The 24507-nt window shown below is 48.8% G+C and carries 25 protein-coding genes and 1 pseudogene; 22 read left to right on the forward strand and 4 right to left on the reverse strand.

The features are described from left to right. Nucleotides 1-589: 589 nt before the first annotated feature. The 13 genes from rpsJ to UL82_RS01585 all read left to right on the forward strand — a co-directional run bounded on the left by rpsJ (nt 590) and on the right by UL82_RS01585 (nt 9446). The gene (gene rpsJ / locus UL82_RS01525) at nt 590-895 is read left to right on the forward strand and encodes a 30S ribosomal protein S10 (protein ID WP_003848085.1); all 306 of its coding nucleotides are present in this window, start codon (nt 590-592) and stop codon (nt 893-895) included. Between the two features lie 32 nt (nt 896-927). Then, entirely contained in the window at nt 928-1584 is a 657-nt protein-coding gene (gene rplC / locus UL82_RS01530) for a 50S ribosomal protein L3 (protein ID WP_046438637.1), read from the forward strand. After that, complete coding sequence (gene rplD, locus UL82_RS01535; RefSeq protein WP_046438639.1) at nt 1581-2234, forward strand: 50S ribosomal protein L4; 654 nt, start codon at nt 1581-1583, stop codon at nt 2232-2234. The genes rplC and rplD overlap by 4 nt, the downstream gene beginning before the upstream one ends. After that, nucleotides 2234-2536 carry a 50S ribosomal protein L23 gene (rplW, locus tag UL82_RS01540; RefSeq protein ID WP_046438641.1) on the forward strand — a complete coding sequence of 101 codons (303 nt, stop codon included), beginning with the start codon at nt 2234-2236 and terminating at the stop codon, nt 2534-2536. The genes rplD and rplW overlap by 1 nt, the downstream gene beginning before the upstream one ends. 24 nt (nt 2537-2560) lie before the next feature. After that, the gene (rplB, locus tag UL82_RS01545) at nt 2561-3403 is read left to right on the forward strand and encodes a 50S ribosomal protein L2 (RefSeq protein WP_046438642.1); all 843 of its coding nucleotides are present in this window, start codon (nt 2561-2563) and stop codon (nt 3401-3403) included. Nucleotides 3404-3419: 16 nt separating this feature from the next. Continuing rightward, nucleotides 3420-3695, forward strand: a complete 276-nt coding sequence (rpsS, locus tag UL82_RS01550; RefSeq protein WP_046438643.1) for a 30S ribosomal protein S19 — start codon at nt 3420-3422, stop codon at nt 3693-3695. A 3-nt stretch (nt 3696-3698) separates the two neighbouring features. Continuing rightward, on the forward strand, nt 3699-4058 hold the full coding sequence (gene rplV, locus UL82_RS01555) for a 50S ribosomal protein L22 (protein WP_046438644.1): 360 nt from the start codon (nt 3699-3701) through the stop codon (nt 4056-4058). Further along, nucleotides 4058-4807 carry a 30S ribosomal protein S3 gene (gene rpsC / locus UL82_RS01560; RefSeq protein WP_046438646.1) on the forward strand — a complete coding sequence of 250 codons (750 nt, stop codon included), beginning with the start codon at nt 4058-4060 and terminating at the stop codon, nt 4805-4807. The genes rplV and rpsC overlap by 1 nt, the downstream gene beginning before the upstream one ends. 3 nt (nt 4808-4810) lie before the next feature. Beyond that, the gene (gene rplP / locus UL82_RS01565) at nt 4811-5227 is read left to right on the forward strand and encodes a 50S ribosomal protein L16 (protein ID WP_046438647.1); all 417 of its coding nucleotides are present in this window, start codon (nt 4811-4813) and stop codon (nt 5225-5227) included. After that, nucleotides 5227-5457 carry a 50S ribosomal protein L29 gene (gene rpmC, locus UL82_RS01570; RefSeq protein ID WP_046438648.1) on the forward strand — a complete coding sequence of 77 codons (231 nt, stop codon included), beginning with the start codon at nt 5227-5229 and terminating at the stop codon, nt 5455-5457. The genes rplP and rpmC overlap by 1 nt, the downstream gene beginning before the upstream one ends. Nucleotides 5458-5459: 2 nt before the next feature. After that, nucleotides 5460-5738 (forward strand): 30S ribosomal protein S17, encoded by a 279-nt coding sequence (gene rpsQ / locus UL82_RS01575; RefSeq protein ID WP_046438650.1) that lies wholly within the window; start codon nt 5460-5462, stop codon nt 5736-5738. Nucleotides 5739-5989: 251 nt separating this feature from the next. Continuing rightward, entirely contained in the window at nt 5990-7267 is a 1278-nt protein-coding gene (locus tag UL82_RS01580; RefSeq protein ID WP_046438651.1) for an MFS transporter, read from the forward strand. 289 nt (nt 7268-7556) lie between these two features. Next, nucleotides 7557-9446, forward strand: coding sequence for an MFS transporter (locus tag UL82_RS01585; protein ID WP_046438652.1), 1890 nt, complete (start codon nt 7557-7559; stop codon nt 9444-9446). A gap of 99 nt (nt 9447-9545) precedes the next feature. On the opposite strand, the pseudogene UL82_RS01590 reads toward UL82_RS01585, so the two are convergent. From UL82_RS01590 to UL82_RS01605, 4 genes and pseudogenes are all read right to left on the reverse strand, one after another. Next, nucleotides 9546-10571, reverse strand: a pseudogene (locus UL82_RS01590) (MFS transporter); the annotation flags it as partial. 491 nt (nt 10572-11062) lie between these two features. After that, nucleotides 11063-11827 carry a hypothetical protein gene (locus UL82_RS01595; RefSeq protein WP_046438655.1) on the reverse strand — a complete coding sequence of 255 codons (765 nt, stop codon included), beginning with the start codon at nt 11825-11827 and terminating at the stop codon, nt 11063-11065. Between the two features lie 3 nt (nt 11828-11830). Further along, the gene (locus tag UL82_RS01600) at nt 11831-12586 is read right to left on the reverse strand and encodes an ABC transporter permease (RefSeq protein ID WP_046438657.1); all 756 of its coding nucleotides are present in this window, start codon (nt 12584-12586) and stop codon (nt 11831-11833) included. Next, entirely contained in the window at nt 12583-13563 is a 981-nt protein-coding gene (locus tag UL82_RS01605; protein WP_046438658.1) for an ABC transporter ATP-binding protein, read from the reverse strand. Before UL82_RS01605 ends, UL82_RS01600 begins: the two co-directional genes overlap by 4 nt. A 181-nt stretch (nt 13564-13744) precedes the next feature. Here UL82_RS01605 and UL82_RS01610 point away from each other — a divergent pair, with 181 nt between their 5' ends. The 9 genes from UL82_RS01610 (at nt 13745) to rplE (ending at nt 24381) form a co-directional block, all read left to right on the forward strand. After that, nucleotides 13745-14296 (forward strand): ClbS/DfsB family four-helix bundle protein, encoded by a 552-nt coding sequence (locus UL82_RS01610; RefSeq protein WP_046441058.1) that lies wholly within the window; start codon nt 13745-13747, stop codon nt 14294-14296. 165 nt (nt 14297-14461) lie between these two features. Next, on the forward strand, nt 14462-16402 hold the full coding sequence (pulA, locus tag UL82_RS01615) for a type I pullulanase (protein WP_052735837.1): 1941 nt from the start codon (nt 14462-14464) through the stop codon (nt 16400-16402). A gap of 23 nt (nt 16403-16425) precedes the next feature. Beyond that, complete coding sequence (locus tag UL82_RS01620; RefSeq protein ID WP_046438660.1) at nt 16426-17385, forward strand: pirin family protein; 960 nt, start codon at nt 16426-16428, stop codon at nt 17383-17385. 103 nt (nt 17386-17488) lie between these two features. Then, entirely contained in the window at nt 17489-18928 is a 1440-nt protein-coding gene (locus tag UL82_RS01625) for a glycoside hydrolase family 32 protein (RefSeq protein WP_046438661.1), read from the forward strand. Nucleotides 18929-19018: 90 nt separating this feature from the next. Continuing rightward, complete coding sequence (locus UL82_RS01630; protein ID WP_046438663.1) at nt 19019-21031, forward strand: sucrose-specific PTS transporter subunit IIBC; 2013 nt, start codon at nt 19019-19021, stop codon at nt 21029-21031. Between the two features lie 371 nt (nt 21032-21402). Further along, nucleotides 21403-22851, forward strand: coding sequence for a sodium/glutamate symporter (locus UL82_RS01635; RefSeq protein ID WP_046438664.1), 1449 nt, complete (start codon nt 21403-21405; stop codon nt 22849-22851). A gap of 277 nt (nt 22852-23128) precedes the next feature. Continuing rightward, nucleotides 23129-23497, forward strand: a complete 369-nt coding sequence (gene rplN, locus UL82_RS01640; protein ID WP_046438666.1) for a 50S ribosomal protein L14 — start codon at nt 23129-23131, stop codon at nt 23495-23497. Nucleotides 23498-23500: 3 nt separating this feature from the next. Next, a complete protein-coding gene (gene rplX, locus UL82_RS01645; protein ID WP_046438668.1) occupies nt 23501-23815 on the forward strand; it encodes a 50S ribosomal protein L24 in 315 nt (104 codons plus the stop codon). Nucleotides 23816-23817: 2 nt separating this feature from the next. Next, nucleotides 23818-24381 carry a 50S ribosomal protein L5 gene (gene rplE / locus UL82_RS01650; RefSeq protein WP_046438669.1) on the forward strand — a complete coding sequence of 188 codons (564 nt, stop codon included), beginning with the start codon at nt 23818-23820 and terminating at the stop codon, nt 24379-24381. Nucleotides 24382-24507: the final 126 nt, after the last annotated feature.

Below are 24507 nucleotides of genomic sequence, written 5' to 3' on the forward strand. Positions count from 1 at the left end.
GTTAAAGATAAAATTGCTGGTGAACTAGCCTTGGGTGAGGAAGTTGTATGTGGGTGAAACAAAAAAGTTTTAAAAAATAGAAGATGAAAAAAATTCCACATGCTGCAGTTGCGTATGGGTAAACGGTGTGTTTAAATACATAGGTTGCCTTGGCAGGTTGTGTTATTAATGCAGGCTGGCTAGGTAACCATGACACCTTGTGCGTTCTTATTTAGATCAATAAATAAAGAACACGCGAAGGAATCCGAAAGGTTCTAAGGCGACAATGCCGTTCAACCTTGAGGGCCGAAGCGGTATAAGGGCATGGCAAATAAACAGCGGCAGTATTACGTGAGAGCAGTTATATCTTTCGGTATATCCCTTTCGGCTTGGCTAAGAGAATCTCATTTTTCTTGGTTGCGCTAGTGCGTAGGCGTTATTTGTGTGTATATGCCCCAAGCGCTTCATTAACCAAGTCAAGTAAAGAACTGGCGTTGTGCGCTGTGACCAATACGGTTCGGACAACGTTATAGAGAATATTAAGTTCGATTCTCACCAAGCCTTATCTCTTGGATAAGTGATGTGAGACAGAGCGAGGAAGAGGATTTCCGTGGCGGGACAAAAGATCCGCATTCGGCTGAAGGCCTACGACCACGAGGCAATCGACGCTTCTGCAAAGAAGATTGTCGAGACTGTTACCCGTACGGGTGCACGTGTTGTAGGACCGGTGCCGCTGCCAACTGAAAAGAACGTATACGCCGTTATTCGTTCTCCACATAAATACAAGGATTCTCGCGAGCACTTCGAGATGCGTACACACAAGCGCTTGATCGATATCCTCGACCCGACGCCGAAGACGGTTGACGCGCTGATGCGTATTGATCTTCCAGCCAGCGTTGACGTGAATATTCAGTGATCGACGAAATCTTTGGCAACGGAGAATAAATAATGAGTGAAAACGAGATCAAGGGCATTCTGGGCACCAAGCTCGGCATGACTCAGGTCTTCGACGAGGACAACCGCGTTGTGCCTGTCACCGTCGTTGAAGCTGGTCCATGTGTAGTCACCCAGATTCGCACCCCAGAAATTGATGGCTATAGCGCCATCCAGATCGCCTATGGCGAAATCGACCCTCGCAAGGCTAATAAGCCTGCAACCGGCCACTTCCAAAAAGCTGGCGTTACCCCCCGCCGCCACGTTGCAGAAATCCGCATGGATGATACTTCTGCATACGAGGTTGGTCAGGACGTGACTGCTGAGATTTTCGAAGGCATTACCTTCGTCGACGTCACCGGCACCTCCAAGGGTAAGGGCTTCGCTGGTGGTATGAAGCGCCACGGCTTTGCCGGCCAGGGTGCATCCCACGGTAACCAAGCCGCACACCGCCGCGTTGGTGGTATCGGTGCTTGTGCTACCCCAGGACGCATCTTCAAGGGCAAGCGCATGGCAGGCCGCATGGGTTCCGACCGCGTCACCACCCAGAATCTGAAGATTCAAAAGATTGACGCCGATGCCAACCTCATCCTTATCAAGGGTGCTATCCCAGGTAACCGTGGTGGCATTGTAACCGTTAAGACCGCAGTGAAGGGCGGTGCACACGCATGACCAATTTGACGTTGGACGTCCACACCGCTGAGGGTAAGGTTGACGGCTCCGTTGAACTGCCAGCAGAGATCTTCGATCGCGAAGTTTCTGTTGCGCTGCTTCACCAGGTTGTTAACGCTCAACTGGCTGCTAAGCGCCAGGGAACTCATTCCACTAAGACTCGCGGCGAAGTTCGTGGTGGTGGCCGCAAGCCATTCCGCCAGAAGGGTACCGGTCGCGCTCGTCAGGGCTCGATCCGCGCTCCTCACTTCACCGGTGGTGGTATCTCGCACGGCCCTAAGCCACGCGATTACTCCCAGCGCACCCCGAAGAAAATGATCAAGGCTGCTCTTTATGGTGCACTTTCGGATCGTGCTCGCCATGAGCGTATCCACGTTGTATCTGAGTTGGTTGCTGGTCAGACTCCTTCTACCAAGTCCGCACGTGCGTTCATTGAGCGCCTAACCGATCGTCGTAACGTTTTGTTCGTCGTCGGCCGTGAGGACATTACCGCTCAGAAGAGCGCTCGTAACCTGCCCGGTGTACAGATTCTGTTCTCCGATCAGCTGAACACTTACGACGTCTTAAAGTCTGACGACGTTGTGTTCTCCGTCGAGGCTCTCCACACCTTCATCGCTCGCGCTACTGGTGCAGCAAAGGAGGAGAACTAATGGCTAAGATCGCAAACCCACGCGACATCATCCTCGCCCCGGTCGTTTCCGAGAAGTCTTATGGCTTGATGGAAGAAAACACCTATGTGTTCTTCGTTGACCCATCTGCTAACAAGACCGAGATCAAGATTGCTGTTGAGCAGATCTTCGGTGTGCAGGTTGCTTCCGTGAACACCCTAAACCGTGACGGTAAGCGCAAGCGCTCCCGCACCGGTTTCGGTCGTCGCAAAGCAACCAAGCGCGCTTATGTGACACTTCGTGAGGGCAGCGACGCTATCGACATCTTCGGCGCAAACGCATAAGAAGGGTCGAGGTAAGGATTAATTATGGCTATTCGTAAGTACAAGCCGACAACCCCGGGTCGCCGCCAGAGCTCCGTTTCTATGTTCGAGGAGATTACTCGCTCGACCCCAGAGAAATCTCTGGTTCGCCCACTTCCAAAGAAGGGTGGCCGTAACGTTCACGGCCACATCACCGTTCGCCACAAGGGCGGTGGACACAAGCGCCAGTACCGTCTTATCGACTTCCGTCGCAATGACAAAGATGGCATTCCGGCAAAGGTTGCTCACATCGAGTACGACCCAAACCGTACCGCTAACATTGCATTGCTGCACTATGTTGATGGCGAGAAGCGCTACATCATCGCACCTAAGGGTCTCCAGCAGGGTCAGATGATCGAGTCCGGTGCTAACGCAGACATCAAGGTTGGCAACAACCTACCACTGCGTAACATCCCAGCCGGTACCGTCATCCACTGTGTTGAACTCAAGCCAGGTGCAGGCGCAAAGCTGGCTCGTTCCGCTGGCGCTTCCATTCAGCTTCTCGGTAAGGCAGGCAAATACGCCGTTTTGCGTATGCCTTCCTCCGAAATCCGCCGCGTGGACATTCGCTGCCGCGCAACCGTTGGTGAGGTTGGCAACGCTGACCAGATCAACATCCGCTGGGGTAAAGCCGGCCGTATGCGCTGGAAGGGCGTTCGCCCAACCGTGCGTGGTGTCGTTATGAACCCTGTGGATCACCCACATGGTGGTGGTGAAGGTAAGACCTCGGGTGGTCGTCACCCAGTGTCCCCATGGGGCAAGAAGGAAGGTCGCACCCGCAACCCGAACCGTTATAGCAACAACATGATCGTGCAGCGTCGCCGCACGAAGAACAGCAAGAAGCGTTAAGAGGAGGTAACGAAAGATGCCACGTAGCCTGAAGAAAGGCCCGTTCGTCGATGAGCACCTCCTCGCAAAGGTTGATGCTCAGAACGACAAGGGTACCAAGCAGGTCATCAAGACCTGGTCCCGCCGCTCCACCATTCTTCCTGACTTCATTGGTCACACCTTCGCCGTCCACGACGGTCGTAAGCACGTTCCAGTGTTTGTGGACGACTCCATGGTCGGCCACAAGTTAGGTGAGTTTGCACCTACCAAGACCTTCAAGGGTCACATCCAGGACAAGAAGGGACGTCGATAAGCGATGAGCGAAGCTATCACTTCCGCACGCGCAACCGCGCGTTTCATTCGCGTCTCTCCTATGAAGGCACGCCGTGTTATCGATCTGGTTCGCGGCAAGTCTGTTGAGGAAGCATTGGCTATTTTGAAGTACGCCCCACAGGGTGCTTCCGAGCCAGTTGCTAAGGTTGTGGCTTCTGCCGCAGCCAACGCCGAAAACAACTTCGGTCTGGATCGCCGCAGCTTGGTTATCTCTGAGGCATTTGCCGACGAAGGACCAACCATGCGTCGTTTCCAGCCTCGTGCACAGGGTCGCGCATTCCAGATCCGTAAGCGCACCAGCCACATCACCGTGGTTGTCGAGAGCCAGGAAGGGGCCAAGTAGTGGGCCAGAAAATCCATCCTCACGGCCTCCGTTTGGGTATCACTTCCGACTGGAAGTCCCATTGGTTCGCCGAGAAGAACTACGCTGAGTACCTCGCTGAGGACATCAAGATCCGCGCATTCTTGACCAAGACGCTTGACCGCGCAGGTCTTGCAGACATCGTTATCGAGCGCACCCGTGATCGCGTTCGTGTCGATCTGCACACTGCTCGTCCAGGTATCGTTATTGGTCGTCGTGGTGCTGAGGCTGACCGTTTGCGCAAGGAGCTCGAAAAGCTCACCGGCAAGCAGGTCGCCCTTAACATCCTTGAGGTCAAAAACATTGATGCCAACGCTCAGTTGGTGGCACAGTCCATCGCCGAGCAGTTGACCAACCGTGTGGCTTTCCGCCGCGCAATGCGCAAGGCAATCCAGGGCGCAATGCGCCAGCCACAGGTCAAGGGCATCAAGGTTGTGTGCTCCGGTCGTCTTGGCGGTGCCGAGATGTCTCGTACCGAGCGCTACCACGAGGGTCGCGTTCCATTGCACACCCTTCGCGCCGAGATCGACTACGGCACCTATGAAGCTCACACCACTTTCGGCCGTATTGGCGTTAAGGTGTGGATCTACAAGGGTGACGTTGTTGGTGGCTGTCGCGAGAGCGAACTCAACGCACCAGCAGAGCGCCGCGGCCGCGGTGACCGCAACGCACGTCCTCGTCGTGGTGGTCAGCGCCGTAACCGTGCTGAGCAGCAGAAGCAGGAGGGCTAAGACATGCTTATCCCTAAGCGCGTCAAGTACCGTCGCCAGCACCGTCCGGTTCGCCGTGGCGTGTCCAAGGGCGGTAACCGCATTAATTTCGGTGACTATGCCATTCAGGCTCTTGAGCCGGCATACATCACCAACCGTCAGATCGAGTCTGCACGTATCGCCATCAACCGCCACGTTAAGCGTGGTGGCAAGGTGTGGATCAACATCTTCCCAGACCGTCCATTGACCCAGAAGCCACTCGGTGTTCGTATGGGTTCCGGTAAAGGTCCAGTGGAGAAGTGGGTTGCCAACGTTAAGCCAGGTCGCATTCTCTTTGAGATGAGCTACCCTAACGAGGAAATGGCACTTGAGGCTCTGCGCCGTGCAGGCCAGAAGCTTCCTTGCAAGGTTCGTATTGTTAAGAAGGAGGACCAGTTCTAATGGCTAACGGTACCCCCGCACACGAGCTTCGCGAGCTAACCGCCGAGGAGCTGACCACCCGTCTGTCCGAGGCTAAAGAAGAGCTATTCAACCTGCGCTTCCAGGCCGCTACCGGTCAGTTGACCAACAACCGCCGCATCGGCACGGTCAAGCGAGACATTGCCCGCATTTACACCGTTCTTCGCGAGCGCGAGTTGGGTCTGTCTGTAGTTCCGGGAGCTGAGGCTTAAAAATGAGTGAGGCAAACGTGAACAAAAAGGAAAAAGGCGCACGCAAGGTCCGCACCGGCTATGTGGTTTCTGACAAAATGCAGAAGACCATCGTCGTCGAGCTTGAGGATCGCAAGTCGCACGCGCTGTACGGCAAGACCATCCGTACCAACTCCAAGGTCAAGGCTCACGATGAGAATGAAATCGCCGGCATCGGTGACCTCGTTCGCATCGAGGAGACTCGTCCACTGTCCAAGGACAAGCACTTCCGTCTCGTTGAAATCATCGAGAAGGCACGCTAATTACTAGTTTTTACTAGCCTTTGACACAGAACTGACCCCGCTTTGGCGGGGTCTTTTTGTTAGCACTAGCCGATAAGATTTTAGTTTGGTAGGCATCAGCAATACAGCTAGAACCTACTGTTAGAAATGTAGTAGCTTGAAACCACATTGCTTAAAAAGAAAAAAGTGTGTCACTCTTATGGGCGCCTATTCAAGGCGACAATAGAGCATTGTTTAAAAAAATAATGTGAAAACAAAGCGAGTATCAATCAATGCTGTGTAGAGATCTTAAAAACCTCGATACCGAGCACACGCCGGCATTGATTCGTCTTCGGTGGGCAACAATTTTTGCGGCCCTGGGCAACGGTCTTACCGGAGTAGTACTCACCATTACTATCGCAGAGAACTTGGGTGCTTTTGCCACCAGTGCGGCCTTAACAGCTTTAAGTGTTGGCATGCTCTTTTCTTTTGCCTCAGGTGGGATCCATGCCGATAGTGCTAACCGGGTACAAGCAATTGTGCGCAGCGACATACTTCGGTTTTTGGCCAACGCGATGATTCTAGGTGGGGTACTAGCTCCAGAAATTTTGGGTACGGTCCTAGTTGCTAGTGGTTGTCTTATTAATGGCCTGTGTGCTGGTTATTTCCGCCCCGCGCAATCATCACTATGGTCTACACTGGTTCCGCTTGAACAACTAAAAACCACTTTAGCAACCAACGCCTTATACAACCGCGTTTTTCTTGCCCTAGGTGGTGCACTTGGCGGCATGCTTATTGCCATGCGGTTGAGTACCTGGGGTTTGGCGCTAGACGCACTAACATTTTTACTTACAGCGCTTATCGTGCGCACTATCGACGACCCACGTTATCTACCGTCAAGCGTAAGTTCTTCGGAGACCGATAAGACACTAGATAATTCAGTGCACAAAATCGTCGCTCAGCTTAACGTACTGCGCCAATGGGCAACACTGTTGGCAGTAGCTAAAAAGTCATGCTGGCTACCGCTGTGGGTACGTACTAGTATGATTAACTCTTTTGTCGCAGGTATTACCCAAGTGTGTTTGCCTATTGTGCTAGTAGAACACTATACGAGCCAAGAAATTGGTTTTTTCCAATCTGCTGGGGTGGTGGCACTACTAGCAGGTGCAGTAATAAGTCGGATGCTACCTAGATTGCCAGTACCGGGAATGTTTCACGCCTGGGTTGAAATAGGTAGTAACATTGCTGCCGGTCTAATAGCTATGATGGGGTCAATATCTGTGGCGACAGCAAGTAGATTCTCCGGCTATTTTTGCAGCTCATTGGTAGCACCAGTTTTTGGAAAGTACATTGCGGATCAATTTGATGATTCAGAGCGCGGCAAAGTATTTGCTATCCAAACCGGGGTGAGTTCTGTTTTGGCTCCTTTTGGCATGCTTGCGGCGAGTTTGCTACTTCTTTTATTTCCCGCAACTCAGCTGCTCTTCATGTGTTCTGCTTTGAGTATGGTGCTCGCAGCACTACCACTAGTACGTAAACAAACCTGGACTTTTGCCCTTACTACTGTTTAAAACAGGCTAGCGCCAATAGGAAGGTTCACTGGTTGTAGCTACTGTTTTTCCAGGTAGTAATGAGTAGCCCCAGAAGAATCAACCTAGTTCTACTGAAACAGATAATTATTAGTTTTCCTTCGACTATTCTTCTCCTGGACTACGATTAATCCATGTGCGCTTGCTTCTGCAGTAGGGCTTTCCCCACAGCTGAAACCTGTACCGAGACCCGGTGTATGCATTACAACGTGGAAGCTAGCTGGAACAATGGTAGCAGTTCAGGCGTGATGGAGAAGGACTTTTGTTGTTGATGAAAGCGTCATATCTTCACCGCTACCGCCTTGCCTATTATTTGAAGTCAACCGCTCTTACCATGCCAGTCCTGCCAATTTGGTGGAGTCAGCAGCCGGGAGTTGGAGTATCTGTTTACCTTGCTGGTATGGCCATCCAAGCAATAGTTTCCTTGGTTATCGACTTTCCTTTATCACTATGGAGCGATAAGACGCAGCCGCGCATACCCTATGCCATAGGGTTGGGAATTTTCGCATTGGCGTTTATTGCCACATGTGTTAGTGGCTTATGGGGATTTATCGGCTATCTTGTTTTGCTCTGTATCGCAGGTGCTTTGATGTCAGGATCTGACATTGCATTGTTGATGGATATTACAAAAGACCAGTTCAAAACTGAGCTTTATGAACTAAACCGCCGGTTCTATCTTTTTACAAGCGGTTTATTTCTTGTTGGGGTAGGTCTGTACTTGATATCGCCTAAGTTATTGTTTGGCATTCAGGCACTTTTTCTCGCTGTCGCTGCTTGTCTTATTGCGACACTACGTACCACTGCGCATCAACCTTTAGAAGCAACCAGCAGTTCAGAAAAAGTTGCTTTAGCTGGCAACTGGCGGATTTCACCCACACTTACTTGGGGGATAGTTGTTATGGCTATCTGCCTGGCTGGGGGAGAATTTGAAGCTGTCAACCAATTACTTAACCGCAGCCTCCAAATTGTGGTGGCGGCTGTGAGCATTGCCCACATCAATAGTTTATGGACTGTAGCTGGGGTACTTGTGATAACAAATATGTTGTCTTCGCTCGGCTTGGGAACTAGGGCTCGTCAGTTAAGCGAAAAACACGGTGTGTATGCCACACTGATTGCTCTTGTGGCAGGAACGCTAGCGTCGCTTATGTTTATTAACAGTGGCATGCTGCCAGTGATCGTGCTGGGTGCCGTTGTAATGGGCATAACAAAGGGCATTTATCGACCACTAGTTACTACACTTGTTATGCAAGCATTGCCTTCTGCCCATTGGAAGGCTCGCTGGTTGTCAGTGACCGGCATGCTGTCTAGCTTGGTTTCTTCGGTAATCAATGTGCTCATTGTGCTGGGTAACCCACCAGAGTCGGAAATTATCCAACGTATGGCGATCCAGCTGTTATGTGTCATGGTTCCTACGGTGATTATTATTAGCGCTAGACGACGGTTAGCGTTGCCTTTGGCCACTAAGGAGATCACAAATAAGATCACTCGACGGGTGATAAAGCTAGGCCAAGACCATCCCGCATGGTTGGAACAAACATACGTGCCTGCTAACAACCAGATTATTTCTAGGGTTGTGGCATCTCAGTTAGCTTCTGATCTTCCCCATCCGCAGATCTTGCACTGCGATGATGATCGCATTGAGTTTGAGTTCATCAATGGACCCATACTGGAAGATGTGGAACCAACGCGCCGGTGGCAAGTGCTGAGCCAGCACCGCGTCTTTATGGCCTTGCATGCTCGTAAATCGCTTCCATCAGCAGATTTAGCGCAGGTAGCTCAAACACAATTTGCTCAAGAATGCGCTCAGATATGTAATTGTTCCACAGTCTCTCATGGCAATGTGCACCCAGGAAATATTTTATTGCACGACAATAAGTTCGTACTTGTTAATTGGGATCACAGTGGAAACAGCTCACGGGCACTAGACGAATTAGCGCTTCTTACCCATCCAGATCTTAACGCGACACTAGACCAGCGAATCAGTATGTTCCGCAAGCTGGTTACCGCACACAATAATGATTGTCCGATTCATGCTATGACCTATCAGCAGGTGGCGAAACGCGTAGTGACCGCCAAAATAATAGATATTCACAGTTGGAATGATTCAGAAACCAAAAGTTATTTGCTGTTAGCTTATGATGAGGCACGAAAATCACTGTGATGCGTTGTGTAACTTGGTGGAGAGCAACAAGCATGTTTTTGTGAATATGAACGCATAAATATGAGTTCTATGTTGGAATAATTTTTTCTGAGTAGTTTTTTAGCTAAGCCGTATTGCTTTAACATCACCTAATTGAGTAAAGAAAAAGCTTGATACACCAAGTACTACAATGAAGAAAACTCCGGCAGGGATATGCCCGAAACTTTCAAAAAGTATTCCCGCGGTGGCATTGCCTATAGGCATCATTATCATTGCCGAAGTGGAAAGTATCGCGGTACATCTTCCTTGAAATTCATGAGGTACGGATTTAATAAAAAATCCGCTACATGGTGCATTGAAAATAGGAAGAAAGAACCCGGATAACACCATTCCAACAATGACAAACCAGCTATTACCTAAGGTCACAGCGAGTGAGCTGGAAAATAAAATCATCGCAGTAATAATCATATTTCCGGCAGGTACTTTAGCAACAAGTTTGCTTGCAATAATTGCTCCGCATAGTCCTGCTAACCCGATTGCTGCCTGGTAGAAGCCCAATGAAAGTGAGCTTAACGACGCATATTTCAAACTTAGTAATGAAAGCGTAGTTATTCCGGCAAAAGAAAAATTCATCAGTGGGCTATACCAGCCGATAGCAAATAGTTGTTTTTGGCTTCGCAGCCAATCCCAGGCTGGTCGTAATGGTGGTGTGGTTAACGACTTATTAGTAGCTTTTACTGGTCGATGTCGAATGAACAACAGACACGCTAAAACCCATAAAAAAGACGCTGCGTCAACTAAAAAAGGTGCTTGGTTTGAGTGTGAAATGAGTACACCAGCAAGTGGTGGACCAACGATAACACCAATTGAATAGCGTCCCTGATTTACTGCCATTGCCTGTGCTAGCAGATCTGGATCAACTATTTCTTTCAGGAATGCGCGCTCAGCAGTATTAAACGCTGATGATGCAGCTCCTAATAAAATGGTGGCGACAGCAAAAGCTATGATTGGAAAATTTCCACTTGCTGCCCATACACATAATAAGGCACCACCAAGCCCTATAATTGCGGAACTTTTTAGGATGAAAAGCCGCGGATATCTATCCACCATACGACCAATGGGAAGCCCAAAAACAACCATACTTAAGACAAAAAGTCCTGATTATGTACTAGCGAGCGTAGGAGAATCAGTAATATTTAAAACCACAAGAAACAATGCGAAAGTTGTTATTTGGGTACCAATGACGCCAATTGTCTGCCCAGAGATTAAAAGTCGATAATCTCTATTTCGCCATAGCATTAAAATTATGCTCCTTTACCTGGGCAGAAGTCGAAACTGAAGTATATTTTTAGAGCTGATAAGTTCAAATATGTTAGCGTGCAGCCTAAAACATTAACGAACTAATAAAACCTAAGTGTAGGTGAGTAAAAGTGCGATTTTGCGCTACCACAGGCCACTCGTGGTCTGCTGAAAGATTTCCTGTGCCCGAAGTCAAGCCTGTCGTATCAAAAAAACAGCATGAGACTTTGGTCAGCAGAGGCATGGATGACTAAAATCGAGTCTGATCGTTCTCGCAGACACTGATATAGCGGTCAATGCATTTTGATGCTTAATCTTGTTGTGCGCTGAGGAAAAATTCAGAGCGTATCAAAACGTATTCCTGCCCTAGTGCGGATGAGGGCACGCTGTATGGTGGCAATACCAATACCTGCCCAGATAGCAGCGATAAGGACGTCGAAAAGCATTCCTTGGATACCACCAGTACCACTGAGCCAATTCAAGGTGCCACGCATTGGTGCCACCAGGCTTACTAGCTCTAACCAAGTAGGAAAGAAAGTTGCCGGAACAATAACACCGGCAAGTACTGGTAGAAATACCCCCGCAATTGTGGCACCGAGATAAGGATCAGAAAGGTTAACTCCAATACCACTGGCTGCAATACCAAGTAGGATTCCACAGCACAGAGCAACCGGGAGTAAAACGATTGTGCGCCCTAATTGGTTAAGGTCATGGGTGGGATCAAAAATAAAAACTCCGCCCAAGCTCACTAAAGCAGTAACGAGTGAAAAAACCGTGGGTGCGATAATAATTGCCAGCCAATAGGCGAGGTCAAAGCGACGGAAAGTGTGTATTTCAAAGAACACCCCGATAGTGCGTTGCCGGGCGATAGTGGCAACTATCCCGGAAAGAACAGAAAGACATAAAGCAACTAAGCCAGCACCATAACCGGTGCGAACAAGATCTGGACTACCAAGATCATTGCCCATGAGTACCGAAAAAAGAATCTCTAATAGCGGTAATAACACGAGTGCAGTAATAGTAGTGCCGATAGTGGCAAACACAATCGAGGACGCCCACGATACCTTCACTGTAGATAAGAAACGATACCCAAACGCAAGCATGGCTTAAACCACCTCTAAAGTGTTCGTAACAAGTGCCCGCCGTAAACAAAGCCGGGCAGTAATCCAACCAAGCACAAACCAACCGCACGTTACTGCGCACCATATAAGCAACGTGACAATGCTGATACCTTTACCGGCTAATAAATAAACCGGGGTGGCAAGGGGTAAAAATGTGGAAACAGCAGCAATCCACGACGGTGGGGAATCAACAAAAAACAGTACCCCGGAGAGCAAAAAGATCGGGACAACAAGAAGCCCTTCATAACTGATCGCATTGGGGGTCAGCACAAAGAGTGCGGCAATGGTGATAGTTAATGCGACGCAGCCTAAATAGAGCATGAGCACAGCGAGCACAAAGGTTATCACTGTAGTGTCAGCAGGCAGACCCGGCACACTGTGCGAACATATGACCCAGGTTAACCAACTCACCGGAAAAGCTAATAGACCAAACGACGATGCAGCAACTACTGGTGCAACAAGTGCGCGCAGGGCACCAATTGGTGCAGCTATTAGGTAAACAAGGGTGCCTTTGAATCGTTCAAAGCCAATAATTCCCGCCGCACAAGTAGCAGTCGTCCACATGCCGATAATTCCACCGCGCACCCATCCTTGTTCCGGGCTACTATCACCCCAGGCAGTTACCGCCAGCCACTGCACAATAGTGGTTGCGATAGTGGTAAAAACCATCAGACGAGCAAAATACGCTACTGCCGCAAACTGACGTACGTGGAAGGCCATGAGTCGAAGTTGTCTAATCATCGCGCAAGCCGTTCTGCTACTGCTAAGTAAGCTTCCTCTAACAGTGCCGGACGAGTAACAAGTGCTTCAGGTTGGGCAGCCTGCAAAGAATCAAGCGCAGCCAGTAATAGTTCCTCGTTATGATTGTTGGTGATCATCGGCCAAAAAACAGTGATATTCCAATGCGAAGCATATCCTCGTTGTTTAACCACGACTTCTTCGCCGACAGCCGCTGTAAGCGCCTTGGCTAGCGGATCAGCAAGGTTAGCTGCTTGGGCAGGCATAGTAAAAGTAGAGGTCGTAGTAATACCTGCGAAAGCTGCAATATCGGAAACCTGTCCGGTTACTGCAATTTTTCCGGCACCAAGTAAAGAAATTTCATCAGCGAGTTCTTCTACTTCACCCATGGCGTGACTAGTTAGTAACACCCCCACGCCTTCATTAGCTAGCTCACGGATAAGATCACGCACACGTAGCGCAACATCAGGATCAAGCCCGCTGGTTGGTTCGTCGAGAAGCAAAAGTGGTGGCTGGCCAAGAATTGCCCGGGCAATGTGCAAACGCTGAAACATACCGGTAGAAAACTCCGCCGCCTTTTTCTGCGCATCCTGGCTAAGACCAACGCGCTCGAGGGCATTATCGACGCGAGTTTTACGCTCAGCGGAAGAAACCCCGGCAAGGTCAGCAAAAAAGAGCAAGTTATCACGTGCACTCGCGCGAGGATAAAAACCAAGGCTTCCCCCAAGCACAAGCCCGATTCGCTTGCACGCAGTACGTGGATACGCCACGGCATCGATACCGTCGATTAGTACACTGCCAGAAGTTGGACGCAGTAGTGTGCTACACATTCTTAAAGTAGTGGTTTTCCCAGCACCATTAGAACCCAGCAAGGCGTGTATGGTGCCGGGCTGGACTGCTAAAGAAACATCGTCGACAGCTATAAAAGAACCGTTATCAAATTCGCGGCGAAGGTTGTGGGCGAGAAGTAGTGGAGGCACGCTTTATCCAATCGGGGAAACAAAAAACACTAGCTAAAGCGGTGTGGACTAAGAAACACGACCCTAGCAATGATGCGGTTTTTGTTAGCAAAATTTTTACTCAGCCTGACTGTAGCAAAATAAGGAGTAAAATAAGGCCACTATGGCTTAAGAAATGGGAAAAGACGGTAATAATAAAACTATGCCGCGTCCGCAGAATAAAAGAGATCTCCTTAGTGCTGCTGATACTTATTACCGCTTACTTATTGAGCTCATTGAGTCCATGAGTGAAACTGAGAAACACAACCTCGTTTTTGGAGAAAATTTTTCTCGCCCAGAAGCACATTGGCGACGAGATAAAAATCTGCGTGATGTACTAGCACATCTTTACCACTGGCAGCACATGCTTCGGGTATGGTGCGCCGCTAACTATCCGAATGCACCGGATAAACCAGTAGCGTTTTTGCCCACCCCATATAACTGGCGCACGACCCCAGCACTTAATGAGGAAATCCGATTACGCTACCACGGTAGTTCTTTAGCAGATATGGAAATAATGCTTGTGCAAAGCCATAAACAAGTCATAGAGCTTATCCAGGGTTTTAGCAATGAGGAGCTTTTTACAAAGAAATACTTTTCTTGGACCGGCACAAGCTCTTTGGGATCATATTGTGTTTCGGCAACCTCAAGCCACTATGACTGGGCGATAAAAAAACTGCGCACCTATCTTAAAATTGTTCGTACTAATAAGTAGTGCTGATAACTAGAAAATTATGGCCAGCCTATGGCTGCCTGGTGATAAACAGAAAAGATCACACTCGTTATCCGGTAGGTTGGCATAAACGCCATAAAATTAGTGTTTTACCCTAGATGGAAAATGATTTTTCCGGGCCGGAAATTGCCCTAGGGGAGGACGAGAATGAATCTGCACTCAGAAGAGTTTAACCAGGCTTTTTATTTTGATGGTGAGCTTGGTACCCAGTATCAGCTACAACGGACTACTTTCCGGTTATGGGCGCCAACTGCCGAGGTCGTTATGCTGCATGACCATACGATGAAGCGATCTTTAGCGTTGAGCAAAATTGATCCGGATCAGTGGCGCGGCGTATGGCAGCTGATTATTGAAGGCGATTGTAATGGGTTGGAATACACTTATGAGATTCTTCATGATGGTGGGCGGATTACTCATACGGTTGATCCTTATGCGCGCGCGGCAACTGCTCATAGTCAGCGTGCGGTAGTTCTTGCCCCGGAAGCACCAGCGAAGCGAATTCCTGGCTTAGCTATGTGTGATGCCATTATTTGGGAAGGACATATTCGTGATCTCACCATTGCTGAAAATAATGGGATAACTAATAAAGGGAAGTTTCTTGGCTTAGCTGAACAGGGCACTCGTACCACAGCAGGTAATCTAAGCGGCTTGGATTATGTGCTTTCTTTAGGGGTCACGCATATCCAATTGTTGCCGATTTTTGATTTTGGCAGTGTCGATGAAACCGGTGATCTTAGTTTTAATGCGCAGTACAACTGGGGATATGATCCGGTGCTGTATAACGTCGTTGAAGGCTCTTATGCCACCGACCCAGTAGATCCGCACATAAGAATCCGGGAATTAAAACAGCTGATTAACACCCTGCACGAGCATGGCTTAAGGGTGATTATGGATGTGGTGTACAACCACGTTTATGATTCCGCCAGTAACCCATTGGAACTAACCGTTCCAGGTTATTTTTTCCGTATGCGTGACGACGGAACCTATCACGATGCCACTGCCTGCGGTAATGAAACTGCTTCTGAGCAATTAATGATGCGCAAATTTATCGTGGATTCAGTGGTGTATTGGGCACGCGAATTTGCTATTGATGGCTTCCGTTTTGATCTGATGGGCATTCACGATGTTGAGACCATGAATGCTGTGCGTAGTGCATTAGATGAGATTGATCCGGCGATCATTATTATCGGGGAGGGCTGGCGCATGGGCAATCACCGAAGTGGAGTAGAACCAGCTGATCAGCAGCATGGTGAACTCATGCCTGGAATTGGCATGTTTAATGATTGCTTCCGGGATGTGCTCAAAGGCGATAATTTTGTTCTTCAGGGGGCAGGTTTTGTTTCTAAAAACCCTGATTTTAACCACCATGATGCTAAGAATTTTGGGGATTGGGCAGCTAGTTATGGGCCGGAACAAGCTGCCCGGGCGGTTTACGATAATCTATTGGGCGCTCAAAGCGTGCGGCGGTACCGAGATGCCAGCCAATCAGTTGTGTATAACGAAGCCCACGATAATTACACCATGTTTGACAAGCTTGCTGGTAGCGCTACTTTAGCTGGAGTAAGTGAACAAGAATTAGCCCGCCGGCATGCATTGGCTACCACCATACAATTTTTAGCCGCTGGAACTATTTTTATCCATGCTGGACAAGAGCTCTTGCGCACCAAATATGGGCACGAGAACTCCTATAATTTGCCCGATCAGATAAATGCTTTTGATTATGATCGCGGACAACAGTTCCCGGTAAACCACGAGCTTTTCAAAGGTCTGGTTGCATTAAGAAAGAAACTAGCTTGGTTACGCGAAACCAACTATCTAAAGCTTGCTGATCGCACCAGTCTTGAGCGTATCGGTGAACATGGTGGGCTGACAATAAGCTATCGAATCCGTGACGCATTTGGTGCTGGCCGACACGCGTTGATAGCCATGAATGCTAGCGATTGGCCGTGGACAGTGTTTTTCGAGGAGAACCATTTTGCCTGCTACCTACACGATATGCAGGTTGATCTTGACCCGGTGGAATATGTTGCCGCAGGCGAGTTTGTTGTCCAACCGCTCACAGTCACGCTATTAGAGCTGTGGGATTAGCTATCGCACCTATACTTTGATACATGACTAAGAATGTGCCCGTTGAAATTATCACTGCCCGCATAGTGCCTTTGGGTGGCCCGCGTGCAATGAGCGTGTGGCGTACCCTGCCACAAAAGCAACGCGGCACGATTGGTGCTTGGTGTTTTGTGGATCATTACGGCCCGGATCATCAGCGCATGGATGTGCCACCGCATCCACATACTGGGTTGCAAACAGTATCGTGGCTTTTCGACGGTGAAATTACCCACCATGATTCTGGTGGAAATCATGCAGTTGTAGTACCCGGCGAACTTGTTATGATGACCGCTGGACATGGCATTTGCCATTCTGAGGTGAGTACTCAATCAACGGATATTTTGCATGGTGTGCAATTCTGGTTGGTGCAGCCGGAAGCAACCAGAAACGGCGAGCGTCGTTTGGATACCTATCGACCAACTCCAATCGAACGAGATGGTGTGCGCCTAACTGTTTTCTTAGGCAGGCTTGCTGGTGAAGCATCTCCGGTTGTTACCGATACTCCGATTGTCGGTGCAGAGATTGTGCTTCCGCCGGGTAAAAAACTGCATATGGCAGTAGATGCTAGTTTTGAGCACGGCGTATTAGTTGATACCGGAGAAATCGAGCTGTGTGGAAGTGCGGTGAAACAATATGAACTCGGCTATACCGGTGTTGGCGAAGAAGAATTAGTGCTGCACAATACTGGGGCTGAGCAGGCACGATTGATTTTAATTGGTGGGCAGCCATTTCAGGAAGAATTTGTCATGTATTGGAATTATATTGCGCGCAATCATGCAGAAATTGAGCAGGCTCATCGTCAGTGGAGCGAACACTCGCAGCGTTTCGGTGTGGTGCATGGTTATATTTCCCACGATCCACACGGTATTACCCGCTTGCCAGGGCCTGCCGTACCATCGGTTACTATCCGTCCGCGCAAAAGCGCACCACCAGTAGCACGCCCAGATATACGTACTCCTTCTTAAAATTTTTCCAGGATGTGAACCGGTGCTAGCTTGGCATAACCAAAAGTGTGAAGGTGCTCTCCTCAGGTGATGATCTGCGAGCTGGCTTACTACTATAGTCGGCATGACCTATCGCCCAACTTTTCACATCACCGCACCTACCGGTCGTCTTAATGACCCCAATGGCATGTTTATGCATGGTTCTACTTTGCATGTCTACTATCAAAAAGATCCGGCATTTCCATTTGGAAAAAAGCGCACTGGTTGGGGGCATGTAAGCACTACACTTCACGGCGATAGTTTTGATCACTGGCAGCATCACCCGGATGCGCTCTACCCGGATGCGGAATATGATCTTAATGGTTGTTACTCCGGTGGAGCGGTTCGCGATAATGATGGTCAGGTGTATCTTTTCTATACTGGCAATCTTAAATACACCGATAGTAATGGGGATGTGCAGCGCCGAGCTACTCAGAACCGAGTTATTGTAAGCGATATTGATTCCCCGATGGGTGGAGTTTATCGTCGTGACGCAAAAAATCCGCTTATCGACGGCCCTGCTCATGGTTACACTAACGATTACCGTGACCCGATGATTACTCGGGATCCAGCAGGCGGTTGGAGGATGGTTATCGGTGCACAGCGTATCGACGGTACTCCGGCGGTGGTGTTATATACCGGAGAAAACTTAGCCCAATGGGAGTTTGCTGGCGAATTAGAATTTGATCTTTCCCAAGCGCAACCTGGGATATCACCGGATCTGCTTCCGGGTGGCTATATGTGGGAATGTCCGAATTTGATGACTTTCCGCGACGAGGTCACTGACGAAGACCTTGATGTGCTGATTATTTGCCCGCAAGGGGTGCAATCTTATACCGATGAAGAAGGCGTTACCCACTACCAATCTTCGGATCAATGCGGTTATGTGGTGGGAAAACTGCGTGGAACGACGTTTGAAGTAGTACGTGGTTTTAGCGAATTGGATTATGGGCACCAATTTTATGCGCCGCAGATTATCGCGGAAAAATACCTAGATTCGAGGCAATTGTGTGTACGTACTGCATTATTGCTGGGCTGGATGGGCTTGCCTGCACAAGATGAAAACCCTTCCATCAAGGAAGAAGGATGGGTTCATAGTCTTACCGTACCGCGACGTATACGCCTACGTAATCACAGGTTAATACAGGAATTTATTCTTCCCGACCAGGTGCTAGCCGCAGTGGCGCAAAGAAACGATAGTGATAATGCACACACCGTGCAGGTGGGGAAGAATGTCTACTACCTGCGAGAATTTTTGAGCAAAAATAATCAAAAAATAATACTGTGTGACATGTCCGGTTTGGAGGTATTTTCACTGTCCTATCTATTAGGGGAAAAGCAGTATATAGAACTAGCCCTTGGTGCTGATGTGCGTAGGATACCGGTTACTAGTGGTAACCTCGAAATATTCCTTGATGGCAATGCCTTAGAAGTGCTGATTGATGGCGGAAAAATTGCTGCTGCAAGCATTGTCAACGCTGCCCCCGGTGAGATGTGGGACACTTTTTATTTATTCAGTGACTAATGTTGTTTTATTCGCTTTTCCATGTTGCAATAAAGGTGTTTACTCCTGCGTATCACCACGCGCAGATCCCTTTATTGAGGAGAAGTCTCCATGCAACACAAGGAAGTGGCTGCCCGAGTTCTTAAGGCAGTTGGTGGCGAAGAAAATATCGTTGCCGCGGCGCACTGCGCCACCCGTCTTAGGATGGTTTTAAAAGATAGTAAGGATGTTGACCAGGCTGCGCTGGATAACGATCCCGATCTTAAAGGTACTTTTGAAACTGGCGGTATGTATCAGATTATCGTCGGTCCAGGTGATGTCAACACTGTCTTCGCAGAACTAGATAGGATGACTGCCAAAAATATTGCGGTCACCACCGAAGAACTAAAAGGAGTTGCCGCTAATAGCGGTAGCTGGTTTACCAGGGCAGTAAAAATTCTGGCTGATATTTTTGTTCCTCTCATTCCAATTCTTGTTGGTGGCGGTTTACTTATGGCCATCAACAATGTGCTCACCACCCCGGATATCTTTGGTGAACTGCCGCTGACCGAGCAGTTCCCGGGAATCCTTGGCGCAGCTGAGATGATTAACCTCATCGCCTCCGCACCATTTGCATTCTTACCAGTTCTCGTAGGCTTTACCGCTACCAAACGTTTTGGTGGCAATGAATTCCTTGGTGCTGGCATGGCCATGGCTATGGTAATGCCATCGCTCATTAATGGCTATCAAGTAGCAGAAACTATTGCTAATGGAGAAATGACCTACTGGTCAGTCTTTGGCCTTGATGTTGCCCAAGCCGGTTACCAAGGCACAGTGTTACCTATTTTGGTGGTTTCTTGGCTATTAGCTAAGACGGAAAACTTCTTCCACAAACACCTCAAAGGCACCGTTGACTTCCTGGTAACCCCAGTTCTTACTTTGCTCATTATTGGTTTTATTACCTTTATCGCTGTTGGACCAGCAATGCGCTGGTTAGGAGATAGCCTAGCCCTGGGATTGGCGAACCTATATGAGTTTGGCGGTCCAGTTGGTGGCTTCCTCTTTGGTTTGATCTACTCGCCAATCGTTATTACCGGTTTACACCAGTCCTTCCCACCGATTGAAACCATGCTGTGGGAACAAGGCGGATCCTTTATCTTCTCAACCGCCTCCATGGCTAACATTGCCCAAGGTGCGGTGGCATTAGCAGTATTCTTCTTAGCTCGCAATGAAAAACTCAAAGGCCTTGCCGGTGCATCGGGTGTATCTGCGGTCTTCGGTATCACTGAGCCAGCTATTTTCGGTGTCAACCTGCGTCTGCGCTGGCCGTTCTATATCGGTATCTCGGCTGCTGCTATTGGTTCCACTTTTATTGCACTGCTTAATGTGAAGGCAACTGCGTTAGGTGCTGCTGGTTTTATCGGTGTCGTTTCTATGCGCGCCGGGGACTGGGGCAATTTCATGATTTGTGCTGTGCTGACCTTTGTTATCGCCTTTGCTGCTGCCTATATTTATGGCCGTCGTCTAGTAGCTAAGAATGGCACCATTGATCCCGATGCTACCGATACTCCACAGGCGCAGGCTGCGGCAGCCGCTGCGGCAACTGCAGCGCAAACGGCTACCGAAAGCAACGAAGTTGCTACCGAGGATGCAACGCAGATTGTGGCACCACTAACTGGTGAAGTGAACGTTTTAGCTAGTGTGTCTGATCCCATGTTTGCTCAAGGAAAGCTCGGTGCTGGTCTTGCCATTGTGCCGACGGAAGGAAAATTGGTTTCGCCAGTATCGGGCAAGGTTGTGGTTGCTTTCCCATCTGGGCATGCCTTTGCGGTGCGTACCCAAGGAGTCGATGGAAAGAATGTTGATATTCTGATGCATATTGGCTTCGACACGGTGAATCTTAAAGGTGAACACTTCACCCCGCTTAAGCAACAAGGCGATGAGGTAGTTGCTGGTGAGGTGCTATGCGAATTCAATATTGATGGCATTAAGGCTGCTGGTTATGAGGTCACCACACCTATTGTGATCTCTAATTCTAAGCGCACCGGTGCGGTACTTCCTGCTACTGAGCTAGCTTTGCCAGGTGCAATTACTGCCGGTGATTTGTTGCTTACTGTTAATCCTAAGGTGGAAGCAAACGTTTAATTAATAGCTCCCGGTAGGAAGCCCTTGGTAGGGCAAAAATAAATACTGAAAACACTGTCTCGCTGAGTTTGCGACGGGACAGTGTTTTTATTTTGACTTGGTAGTGCGTTGTTTCTGTTTTTTGTTTAAAGCTCTAGGTAGGAGGGGTAGTAAAGAGTGAGCTTTTTATAACGTATAGGGAATATTTTTTTAAAAAATGTCACTGGAGGGTTTTCTCTTTTTAAGATGTTAGGTAGGTTACTAACGTTAATATTTGTATCGCCTGGCACTTATTAATGGAAAACGCTAGTAATAATCGCCGGAATAAAGCGGTGATTCTAGTGGCATAGGGTAGTGCAGGCGGTCGGGTAAAAAATGAAAGGAGATGAACTATGACTCCCAATACGGTTGGCTTCGCCTTTGTTCTGCTCGGGGTGATACTTTTCGTCGGAAAAGTCATGCGTATGCGCATGGTATGGGCACAAAAACTCTTTTTGCCTAGCTCGATCTTAGCCGGTTTTGCGGCACTACTTTTAGGGCCGCAGGTGCTTGGGCGACTTGGTGCGTCGATAGATGGCGGCCTGGGGGAGTATCTTGCTGCCGGCGGGCTATGGGGCGAAGACATCGTCAGCATTTGGCGCAGTTTGCCAGGTTTATTAATCTCCGTCGTTTTCGCCACTTTATTCCTAGGGCAAAAACTGCCCAAGATGAAAGAAGTGGTTAACCTTGCTGGTCTACAGTTATCTATTGGTGTGGCCTTTGCTTCAGGACAATATGTAGTAGGTCTGCTCATAACGCTTTTGATTCTGGTGCCACTGTTAGGAATTCGCCCAGAAGCTGCGGCATTGATTGAGATTGGTTTTGAAGGTGGACATGGTACCGCAGCCGGTATGATTCCAGTCTTTGACGATATTGGCTGGTCCGAAGGTGCAGACTTGGCCGTGGGTGTAGCAACTATTGGCTTGGTCTGCGGCATTGTGATCGGTGTGGCCATTATTAACTGGGCTATTAGAACTGGTCGTACCGAGGTGGTTACCGAAGTAACGCAGCGTTCTAGGGAAGAGCAACGAGGCCTATTCCGGGCGGATGAGCAATATGCGGCTGCGAAAATGACTTCTCGTCCTTCTTCGATTGAGCCTCTTAGTCTGCATTTTGCTTTTGTTGCCTTGGCGGTCTTTTTTGGTATTTGCATTTTGGAGAGTTTGCAGTGGTTAGAACAACAACTGTGGGCAGATAAGGTAGAACTTTTAAGCTACGTTCCACTCTTTCCCATGGCCATGATCGGTGGCATTATTGTTCAGCAGCTATTGGTTCTTACCAAGCATGAGAATCTTATTGACTCCAATATGATGTTGCGTATCCAAGGTCTAGGGCTCGATGTACTTATTGTTGCCGCCTTGGCCACTATCTCTATTAGCGCTATCGCGGAAAACTGGCTAGCCTTTGTATTGCTCTGCCTAGGTGGAATTATTTTCAATGTGGTTGTTCTGCTTTGGTTGACCCCACGCACCATTCCAAGTTTCTGGTTGGAGCGTGGCATTGGCGATTTTGGTCAGTCGATGGGTGTTACCGCAACGGGTTTGGTGCTGATGCGCATTGTTGATCCCGAATCGAAATCACCAGCCTTTGAGGCCTTTGGCTATAAGCAACTTATTTTTGAGCCTTTCTTTGGTGGTGGCTTAATTACCGCTATTTCTGTGCCATTGATTTTCAAATTTGGTCTTTACCCATTGCTTATCATTATGAGCATTTTGTTGATTATTTCCGTTGCCACCGGACTATTTTATTGGGGGCCACGCGGGGAAAAATCGGTATTAGCTCAAGAAGCTGAAGCAGGATAGTTTTTCAGGTGCTGCTTTTCGACGGTTTTTATAACGGTCGTTAAACCTATGGTGAGCGTCGAAAAGCAATGCCTATGAGGACTTGCCTTGAATGCGATCTTATGGTTAAATTGCGAGGTTGCTTGTATAGGTCGGTGACACCGAGTTAGTTTCCGAACTTGGGTACCGAGACCCCTCGATGAAAATTCGTTGAAAGCGTACAAGTAAATGTTATAGAGACCGCGTGTGTCAGTTCGGAAATCTGCCACACATTCCAATCCAGGTCAGGAGACCCATAGTGATTCAGCAAGAGTCGCGTCTGCGGGTTGCCGATAACACTGGTGCACGTGAAATTCTGTGCATCCGCGTTCTTGGTGGCTCCACTCGACGTTTCGCTGGCATTGGTGACGTTATTGTTGCCACTGTCAAGGAAGCAACCCCTGGTGGCAACGTCAAGGCTGGCGAAGTTATCAAGGCTGTTATCGTTCGCGCTAAGAAGGAAACCCGTCGTCCAGATGGTTCCTACATCAAGTTCGATGAGAACGCTGCCGTTATCATCAAGAACGACAATGAGCCGCGTGGTACTCGTATCTTCGGCCCAGTTGCCCGCGAACTTCGCGATAAGAAGTTCATGAAGATCGTTTCGCTTGCGCCGGAGGTGATCTAACTTATGAAGATCCATAAGGGAGATATGGTCCTCGTTATTTCCGGACCAGACAAGGGCGCAAAGGGTAAGGTCATTCAGGCTTTCCCAAAGACCAACAAAGTTTTGGTTGAAGGCGTTAACCGCATTAAGAAGCATGTTGCTAACTCTGCTCCTGAGCGTGGCGCAGAATCTGGCGGCATTGTTACCCAGGAAGCTCCAATCCACGTTTCTAACGTGATGATTCTGGACTCCGATGGAAACCCAACTCGTGTGGGCTACCGCTTCGATGAGAACGGCAAGAAGGTTCGTATCTCACGTCGTAACGGGAAGGACATCTAATTATGAGCGAGAATTACACTCCACGTCTCAAGGCCCGCTACCGTGAAGAGATTCGCACCAAGCTTAACGACGAATTCTCCTACGAGAACGTTATGCAGATCCCTGGTGTTGTCAAGGTTGTTGTCAACATGGGTGTTGGCGACGCTGCTCGTGACTCCAAGCTCATCAACGGCGCTCTGGAAGATTTGACTGCTATTACCGGCCAGAAGCCAGAGCTTCGCCGCGCAAAGAAGTCGATCGCTAACTTCAAGCTTCGTGAAGGCATGCCAATTGGTGCTCGCGTTACCCTACGTGGGGATCGTATGTGGGAATTCCTTGACCGTCTGCTCACCGTTGCGCTTCCTCGTATTCGTGACTTCCGTGGTCTTTCCGACCAGCAGTTCGACGGCCATGGTAACTACACCTTCGGCTTGACCGAGCAGACCATGTTCTACGAAATCGACGTAGATAAGGTTGATCGTCCACGTGGTATGGATATCACCGTTGTCACCTCTGCTACCAACAATGAGGAAGGCCGCGCACTACTACGTGAACTTGGCTTCCCATTCAAGAAGGCTGAGAACTAAGAGTTCTTGACTTTTTAGCTAGGTAAAATAGCTTTAAGCTTAAACCGAGAGGCACTCACTACATTGTTAGTGGGTGCCTTTTGGTTATAGCTGTGCCAGATATATAACTGGGCAATAAATGATATA

This window comes from Corynebacterium kutscheri, assembly GCF_000980835.1.
In the GTDB taxonomy this organism is placed as follows: Bacteria; Actinomycetota; Actinomycetes; order Mycobacteriales; family Mycobacteriaceae; genus Corynebacterium; species Corynebacterium kutscheri.

Bases quoted from the DNA above. Each gene is read 5' to 3' on its own strand.
- rplC (WP_046438637.1), top strand. From the start codon at position 928: ATGAGTGAAAACGAGATCAAGGGCATTCTGGGCACCAAGCTCGGCATG.
- rplD (WP_046438639.1), top strand. From the start codon at position 1,581: ATGACCAATTTGACGTTGGACGTCCACACCGCTGAGGGTAAGGTTGAC.
- rplW (WP_046438641.1), top strand. From the start codon at position 2,234: ATGGCTAAGATCGCAAACCCACGCGACATCATCCTCGCCCCGGTCGTT.
- rplB (WP_046438642.1), top strand. From the start codon at position 2,561: ATGGCTATTCGTAAGTACAAGCCGACAACCCCGGGTCGCCGCCAGAGC.
- rpsS (WP_046438643.1), top strand. From the start codon at position 3,420: ATGCCACGTAGCCTGAAGAAAGGCCCGTTCGTCGATGAGCACCTCCTC.
- rplV (WP_046438644.1), top strand. From the start codon at position 3,699: ATGAGCGAAGCTATCACTTCCGCACGCGCAACCGCGCGTTTCATTCGC.
- rplP (WP_046438647.1), top strand. From the start codon at position 4,811: ATGCTTATCCCTAAGCGCGTCAAGTACCGTCGCCAGCACCGTCCGGTT.
- rpmC (WP_046438648.1), top strand. From the start codon at position 5,227: ATGGCTAACGGTACCCCCGCACACGAGCTTCGCGAGCTAACCGCCGAG.
- rpsQ (WP_046438650.1), top strand. From the start codon at position 5,460: ATGAGTGAGGCAAACGTGAACAAAAAGGAAAAAGGCGCACGCAAGGTC.
- UL82_RS01580 (WP_046438651.1), top strand. From the start codon at position 5,990: ATGCTGTGTAGAGATCTTAAAAACCTCGATACCGAGCACACGCCGGCA.
- UL82_RS01585 (WP_046438652.1), top strand. From the start codon at position 7,557: ATGAAAGCGTCATATCTTCACCGCTACCGCCTTGCCTATTATTTGAAG.
- UL82_RS01595 (WP_046438655.1), bottom strand. From the start codon at position 11,827: ATGCTTGCGTTTGGGTATCGTTTCTTATCTACAGTGAAGGTATCGTGG.
- UL82_RS01600 (WP_046438657.1), bottom strand. From the start codon at position 12,586: ATGATTAGACAACTTCGACTCATGGCCTTCCACGTACGTCAGTTTGCG.
- UL82_RS01610 (WP_046441058.1), top strand. From the start codon at position 13,745: ATGCCGCGTCCGCAGAATAAAAGAGATCTCCTTAGTGCTGCTGATACT.
- pulA (WP_052735837.1), top strand. From the start codon at position 14,462: ATGAATCTGCACTCAGAAGAGTTTAACCAGGCTTTTTATTTTGATGGT.
- UL82_RS01620 (WP_046438660.1), top strand. From the start codon at position 16,426: ATGACTAAGAATGTGCCCGTTGAAATTATCACTGCCCGCATAGTGCCT.
- UL82_RS01625 (WP_046438661.1), top strand. From the start codon at position 17,489: ATGACCTATCGCCCAACTTTTCACATCACCGCACCTACCGGTCGTCTT.
- UL82_RS01630 (WP_046438663.1), top strand. From the start codon at position 19,019: ATGCAACACAAGGAAGTGGCTGCCCGAGTTCTTAAGGCAGTTGGTGGC.
- UL82_RS01635 (WP_046438664.1), top strand. From the start codon at position 21,403: ATGACTCCCAATACGGTTGGCTTCGCCTTTGTTCTGCTCGGGGTGATA.
- rplX (WP_046438668.1), top strand. From the start codon at position 23,501: ATGAAGATCCATAAGGGAGATATGGTCCTCGTTATTTCCGGACCAGAC.
- rplE (WP_046438669.1), top strand. From the start codon at position 23,818: ATGAGCGAGAATTACACTCCACGTCTCAAGGCCCGCTACCGTGAAGAG.